Genomic DNA, 4,830 nt, shown 5'->3' on the forward strand with positions numbered 1-4,830 from the left:
CATTCTGGATTCCCGAGCCCGCAACGGAGCCTCATATCACGACCGGGTGATTGCTGCACTGCCTTTCTGCCATACATCATCCAGCATCAGCGATGTTCGGCAGTTTATGGCAGACCGCAAGCCAGCTGCCTATTTCAAATAGCAGAGGAGGAATTCTTTATGAACTGCACCATTTCAGGTACACCGGACTTGGTGGACATCCGCGAAGTCCAGGTTGATAAAAGCATGCCGCGCGATGAGCGCGTTGCCGAATTTGTTCGGCAGATCAGAAACCCATACCACTTCCGGTGCGGGAAATTCGAGGTCACTGCCCGCTTCGCCGAGGATGGCCCTACGTTGGAAGAATGCCTGCAAAGAATTATCGCCTAAATGAGAAGAATGACTTGTATACGCCGCTGATGAGAGTTAACATGGAGATGGGAAAAGAGCAGAATAGGGCCATCTTCAATCACTTCTGATTCGCGGCGAAACCCGTGAAAAAAGGAGTGATTTGTTATGTCAGAAACAAAATACTTTGCAACGAAGTATATTCGCCTCTCCTATGCGGACGATAAGGACGGCGAATCGAACAGTGTGGAAAACCAGCGGAAAATCTTGGATAGCTTCATCTCCAGCCAGCCGGATATCGAGGCCGTGTCAGAAAAAGTGGACGATGGCGTTTCCGGCGTCATCTTTGACCGTAAGGCGTTCAAGGAAATGATGGTCGATATTGAAGCCGGGGTAATCAACTGCGTGATCGTGAAAGACCTCTCAAGGTTTGGCAGGGACTATATCGAGACCGGTCGCTATCTGCGGCGCATTTTGCCTGCTTATGGAGTGCGCTTCATCGCCCTGAACGATAACATCGATACACTTCGGGACAGCGCCGATGATCTGGTGGTGAGCGTGAAGTCCATCATAAACGACGCTTACAGCCGGGACATATCGATAAAGACCCGCTCCGCGCTGAACATAAAGCGAGTAAACGGCGATTATGTTGGCGCATGCCCAATTTATGGCTATCGACGCTCCGATGAGAACAAGAACCGACTGGAGATTGACGATTACCCGGCTTCCATCGTGCGGGACATCTTCCGTATGAAGATCGACGGCATGAGCGCCCTCAAAATCTCCGAGACGCTCAACGCTCGCGGCGTGCTGTCGCCAATGGCCTACAAGCGTGATCGGGGGCTGCCGCATCCGACAGGCGGTTTCGCCGACACGCCCGAAACGAAATGGTCGGCGACCGCCATCTTCCGCATCTTGAACGACGAGACCTATATGGGCACGCTGGTTCAGGGGAAGCAGGGTACATTCAACTACAAGATCAAGGATGTGGTAGACAGGCCGGAATCCGAGTGGCAGCGCACGGAGAACGCCCACGATCATATCGTCACTTCTCAGGATTTCGATCTCGCCCAGCGGATCATGCAGCTCGATACCCGCACAGCGCCGGGTGGGAGCAAGGTGTATCTGTTCTCCGGCATCATCATCTGCGGGTGCTGCGGTGGCCGAATGACCCGCAAAACCAACCGCTACAAGGGCAAAGAGTATCTTTACTACTATTGCCCCACCGGAAAGAAGAACGGCTGCGCCGGTGCGGCGATGGTTAAAGAAAGTGACCTGATAGAATGTGCTCTGGAGAGCGTGAAGGCGCATATTTCGGGGATTGCGTCTCTGGAATCTGTGCTGGCTGTCAGTGATGGGCGCAAGGCGGCACTGGCTCTGGCGAAGCAGCTTCAAGAGCAGATTGACGACAACGAGAATCAGCTTGCAAAAATCAGTGGATTCAAATCTTCGCTATATGAGAACATGGTCAGCGGGTTGTTGACGAAGGACGATTACAAAACCCTAAAAACCAAGTACACCGCCGACGAAGCCCGCCTGCGGGATGCCATCGCCACATTGGAGGCCGAGCGTGATAACGCCATGGAGGGCAGGGCCGAGCGGCTTCGCTGGATGGAGCATTTTCAGAAGTTCGAGGGACTGAACGAACTGGACCGCCGCACCGTGGTCAACCTGATTCGCAGCATCCGTGTCATCAGCAAGACGGAACTGGACTTCACATTTAACTATCAAGCGGAATATGAGCAGGCGCTAAGTCTCCTTGGTATCTCCAAGAGCACGCAGGAGGTGGCATGATGGCCAGAAAAAGCAGGAAGGCTACCGAAACGGCAATTTTGGCTCATTCGGAGCAACTCATCTACAATGCTGGCGCCTACATACGGTTGTCTAGTGATGCGAGGCGCAAGCCAGGCGACTCCCTGGAGAACCAGCAGGATATCATTGAGAACTTCATTGCGACATCACCCGATATCCGTCTTGCGGAGATCTATTGTGATAACCAAACCACCGGCACCAACTTCGACCGTTCAGATTTTAACCGCATGCTTGAAGATGTGCAGAGCGGCAGAATCAACTGCATCATCGTGAAGGACCTTTCACGGTTTGGGCGCAATTCCATTGATTCCGGCTATTACATTGAAAAGCAGCTGCCCGCAATGGGTGTTCGGTTCATCGCAGTAACCGATGCTTTTGATTCCAAAGATGGCGACGGCGGTGTGATGGTCCCACTTAAAAACATGATAGCGGAATCCTATGCGCTGGACATAAGCCGCAAATGCCGCGCTGTACAGCAACAGAACATTCAGGACGGTCGCTTCGTGGGCAGGCTGGCGCCTTATGGGTATTCCAAGGCTCCCGATGACTGCCATCGCCTTGTAATTGATGAAGAAGCCGCCACCGTTGTGCGCCAGATGTTCGACTGGGCTGCAAGCGGCATAGGTGCCGGCGAGATCGTTCGGATGCTCAATGAGATGAAGATTCTGCCACCAAGTCACTACAAACAGGAAAAGGGCCTGATCACCAACAAAAAGTTGATCGGCAAGCCCTACTGGCAGAAGCGTGTGGTTGTAGACATCCTCAAAAGCCGCATGTATGTCGGCGATATGGTGCAGGGCAAGACGCAGACAAAAGGCTACAGGCAAAGCAATGTTCATCCCGACGATTGGATATGCGTGCCGAATACCCATGAGCCCGTTATTTCCCGCGAGGCATTTGACCGCGCACAAACAATGCTCCAGCATGCTTCGGAGCGAGATAAGCAGGTTCGCCGGGAGGCAGTCGCCTACTCTCCCCACATCTTCAAAGGGAAGGTGTTCTGCGCCCACTGCGGTCACCCCATGCATCGCCATCGTCAGAACAAGGACGGCATCTACTGGTATCGCTGTGAATCTCAGTGGAAATTCCATAAAGACGCCTGTTTCCAGGTGTCGGTAAAGGAAGACGAGCTGAAATCCGAGGTTTTCGCCTTGCTGCGCAAGCATGCTGAAGCGATACTGGGTGGATATATTCAAATGGAGCGCATGGCTCCAATGAAAACCGCTGCTGCCGATACCGAGTTGGACGAGATCAACCGCCAGCTTTCTGCGAGTGGGCACTTTCTTAAAAGTCTGTATGAGAACATGCTGGGTGGTTTGATCACCGCCGATGAGTTTGCCGCCATGAAAGCGGACTATGAGGCCAAGATCGAGGCCCTGTCCAAGCGGGCTGACGAAATCCGCACACAGCGGCGCGAGGGTGCATCCCAGCGTGAAGCGTACACGGGATTTGCCAATGCAGCCTCAGAAGCCATCGCAGGCAATGAATTGACGGCAGATGTCATTGACCGCCTGGTGGAGAAAATCCTCGTCAAGCGCGACAAGAGTTTTGAGATCGTCCTTCGTTTCAGGGACGAGTTCCGGGAGGTGAAACGGGTTGGATAAGCAGATTCTCGCAAATTATATCCGGCTTTCGCTGGATGATACGCAATCCGACAGCATGAGCATTGAACACCAGCGATTGATATTGAACAAATACATTTTGGATTCTGAACTGGATGGTCCGGTGCAGGAGTTTGTCGACAACGGCTTCACCGGCACCAACTTCGAGAGGCCAGCCGTACAGGAGTTGCTGGAGCTGGTGCGGGAAGGCAAGGTCGGTGCGATTCTTGTGAAGGATTTCAGCCGTTTCGGGCGCGATGCCATTGAGACCGGCTACTTCATCGAGCGGGTGTTTCCGCTGTACCAGGTACGATTTATCTCGGTGTCCGACCACTTCGATTCTTTTGATTACAACGGGGACACCGGCGGTATGGAGGTCGCGTTCAAATTGCTGATGAGTGAGTATTACAGCAAAGACCTGTCCAAAAAAATCAGCAGCGCCAAACGAGAAAAAGCCCGGCGCGGAGAGGCTGTAACTAAAAACTGCGCATTCGGCTATATGCTGGACGAAAGTCGCAAGATGGTGATTGACCCGGAGGCTGCGGAAACGGTGCGTATCATCTTCGACATGTATGCTGGCCGCAAAAGTATTGCGGATATTGAAAAGCGGCTGTATGATGAACGCCGCCCTACACCTGCCGCATGGAAGAAGCACCGCTGGAAAACTGCTGAAACAGAGGAATTTCGTTGTGTGTGGCAAAAATCCGTAATCCTGAGTATTTTGTACGATGAGCAGTACATCGGCACCTACATTGCGGGCAAGACTCGCACCACCGGGGTAGGCAGCGCCAACCGTGCCACGAATGCAAAGGAAGACTGGATTAGGATACCTGGTCATCACCCTGCAATTATATCGCAGGAACTATTTGATGCGGTGCAAGAAAAGCTCCGCGTCCGGGGAGAACCGCATCGCAAGCGGGAGCTTGGCACAGCACAGCGGTATGCTGCTGTCACTTCTCCGCTTAAGGGGAAAGTGGTCTGTGGTCACTGCGGGCACACCATGCGGCTGAGCTGTACGAAGAATGCAGCTTTCCACTGTTGGTTCACCCGTTCGGCAGCAGACGCTGGTTGCCACAAGCTTCGCATTCTT

Annotated in this window: 4 protein-coding genes; all 4 read left to right on the plus strand. The window is 53.1% G+C overall.

Going from position 1 to position 4,830, the window contains the following annotated elements; all coding sequences use genetic code 11:
- Window positions 1-159: 159 nt before the first annotated feature.
- A complete protein-coding gene (locus tag VB081_RS11085; protein WP_323400878.1) occupies window positions 160-369 on the plus strand; it encodes a DUF6870 family protein in 210 nt (69 codons plus the stop codon).
- A 126-nt stretch (window positions 370-495) separates the two neighbouring features.
- A complete protein-coding gene (locus VB081_RS11090; RefSeq protein WP_323400879.1) occupies window positions 496-2,121 on the plus strand; it encodes a recombinase family protein in 1,626 nt (541 codons plus the stop codon).
- Entirely contained in the window at window positions 2,118-3,743 is a 1,626-nt protein-coding gene (locus tag VB081_RS11095) for a recombinase family protein (protein WP_323400880.1), read from the plus strand. The genes VB081_RS11090 and VB081_RS11095 overlap by 4 nt, the downstream gene beginning before the upstream one ends.
- Window positions 3,736-4,830, plus strand: a 1,095-nt coding sequence (locus tag VB081_RS11100; RefSeq protein WP_323400881.1) for a recombinase family protein, incomplete at its 3' end; no start/stop codon positions are given. The genes VB081_RS11095 and VB081_RS11100, both read left to right, overlap by 8 nt.

The sequence above is a fragment of the Christensenella sp. genome (assembly GCF_034927525.1).
GTDB lineage: Bacteria > Bacillota > Clostridia > Christensenellales > Christensenellaceae > Christensenella.

What these genes read in the sequence shown, in the direction of transcription:
- VB081_RS11090 (WP_323400879.1), top strand. Translation starts at nt 496, where the DNA reads ATGTCAGAAACAAAATACTTTGCAACGAAGTATATTCGCCTCTCCTAT.
- VB081_RS11095 (WP_323400880.1), top strand. Translation starts at nt 2,118, where the DNA reads ATGATGGCCAGAAAAAGCAGGAAGGCTACCGAAACGGCAATTTTGGCT.
- VB081_RS11085 (WP_323400878.1), top strand. Translation starts at nt 160, where the DNA reads ATGAACTGCACCATTTCAGGTACACCGGACTTGGTGGACATCCGCGAA.